At 49.4% G+C, this 2,000-nt stretch carries 3 protein-coding genes; 2 read left to right on the top strand and 1 reads right to left on the bottom strand.

The window, feature by feature from the left end; translation table 11 throughout:
• On the bottom strand, positions 1-1,148 hold a 1,148-nt coding region (locus D5281_RS24685), incomplete at its 3' end, for a phage tail tape measure protein (RefSeq protein ID WP_330585332.1).
• A gap of 50 nt (positions 1,149-1,198) precedes the next feature.
• On the opposite strand from D5281_RS24685, the gene D5281_RS26345 reads away from it, so the two are divergent.
• Positions 1,199-1,330 carry a hypothetical protein gene (locus D5281_RS26345; protein WP_277935623.1) on the top strand — a complete coding sequence of 44 codons (132 nt, stop codon included), beginning with the start codon at positions 1,199-1,201 and terminating at the stop codon, positions 1,328-1,330.
• A 125-nt stretch (positions 1,331-1,455) separates the two neighbouring features.
• Positions 1,456-1,932, top strand: coding sequence for a type III toxin-antitoxin system CptIN family toxin (gene cptIN / locus D5281_RS24680; protein WP_160562500.1), 477 nt, complete (start codon positions 1,456-1,458; stop codon positions 1,930-1,932).
• Positions 1,933-2,000 lie beyond the last annotated feature (68 nt).

Here is a 2,000-nt window from a genome sequence, read left to right as displayed (position 1 = left end):
TTCTCTTTCTCTATGCTGATGTCATTATATCGGTTAATTCTGTGACAATCAATCAGATTTATTTGAAGCCAGAATAAATGGGCAGCAACAGCAATGGTCACTTCACCAATGCTCGAACCACATATCTTCACTTCCCCGGAAAGGTTGCTCATGATAGTACGAAGCGCAGTTCCGGCCTGTGTGGACTTGATGCCTGCATTGCCCATTAAGCCAATCGCCTCTGCGGTATCTTCCGCGGAGAAACCAAGCGCCCCGGCAATGGGCGCACAATATTTGAAGGTTTCGCCCATCATGGAGACGTTGGTATTGGCATTACTGGATGCCGCCGCAAGGATATCCGCAAAATGCCCGGAATCCGCTGCGGTAAGTCCGAAAGCGGTCAGGGCATCCGTGACGATATCGGATGTGCTTGCCAAATCTTCCCCGGAGGCGGCGGCAAGGTTCATGATGCCCTCAATGCCGGAAAGCATATCCGAAGTTTTCCAGCCGGCCATCGCCATGTAGTTCATTGCCTCGGCCGCCTCCGATGCGGAGAACTTGGTCTTGCTCCCCATCTCCCTTGCCTTATCCCGGAGGGCATCAAGGTCTTTCCCCGTTGCCCCGGACACCGCCCCTACCTGGCTCATGGCGGTATCGAAATCTGCCGCCGTCTTGACCGCCATCGTGCCAAGCCCCACAATGGGCGTGGTCACGCTTTTGGTGAGGGTAATCCCCACCCCGGAAATCTTATCCCCAAGGTTCTTCAAGTCCTCGCCCACGGCGGCAATCTTCTGCACCGCCACCGCCGACTGGTTCGCCTGTTCTTCGAGGCTTTTCAGCCTTTCCTCGGTCTCGATGATCTCCCTTTGTAAGCCATCGTACTGCTCCTGGGTGATCTCACCCTTTGCCAGCGCCTCGTTTGCCTGTTCCGCAGCGGCTTTCAGGGTTTCCAGTTTTTCCTTCGTCTCCCGCACCGCATCCGCAAGGAGCCGGTGTTTCTGTGCCAGCAGTTCCGTGTTGCCGGGGTCCAGTTTCAAAAGGTTATTTACATCCCGTAGCTGTGACTGCGTGGTGCGTATGTCCGTATTGACTGATTTTAAGGCAGTGGTGAGTTTCGTGGTATCGCCGCCGATCTCCACCGTAATGCCCTGTATCCTTGACGCTCCCACCCAAAAGCACCTCCCCACGAAAAAAGGAAGCCCGGAGGCTCCCTGAAAAAATGCGTAAAAAAAGACACCTGCTGTTATGGCAGATGCCTATGTATCCAAATGCAGAATTTCAAAAATATGTCATTGCTTTTTTCCCATTTTCTGCGTATAATAAAAGTACAGAAAATGTTGCCGCTTACTGATGGTGCGGGGTATAAATTATTCAGTGCGTCAAATGTTCCCGCTTACCGATGGTGCGGGATATAAATTATTCGGTGCGAACATTTATCCCCACCCTCCGTGGTGGGGATTTTTATTAAGGAGAAACATGAATATACAATCTGGATTTTTTTACCACATCAAAGATGCCTTTTTTGAGGAAGTACAGGACAACTCACTGATGGCAAACAAGGAGGACGGGAATTACCGCCCTCATTACCTTGCCATTCAGGACTCCCAAAATCCCGGAATTTACTGGATGGTTCCTGTAAGTTCCAAGTTTGAGAAATATCAGAATATTTACAGCCGACAAGTTGCCCGGTATAAAAAATGCACCAAGATTGTGCTTGGTAAATGCGGCGGCTGGGATGCCGCTTTCCTTATACAGAACGCATTCCCGACCACAGCGGATTATTTCGACCATATACATACAAGCAAGGGTGTTCCCTTATCCCTGCATGATTCCACAGCAAAACTGATTGCCGAAAATCTAAGCTATAATATCCGTCTGCACAAACGCGGCATTCCTCTTTTCTATACAGATATTGACCGCATCTATCATCTGATGGAGGAAAAATTAAAGTGAAGTGCTATAATAAAGTTGTAACGGGAGTGGCTAATGAGATATAATAAAAATCACAAGAAAGAGGTACT

It is taken from the genome of Parablautia muri, assembly GCF_009917485.1.
GTDB lineage: Bacteria > Bacillota > Clostridia > Lachnospirales > Lachnospiraceae > Suilimivivens > Suilimivivens muri.
The sequence above is the reverse complement of the archived record's forward strand: the minus strand, read 5'-3'. Positions and strand labels throughout refer to the sequence as shown.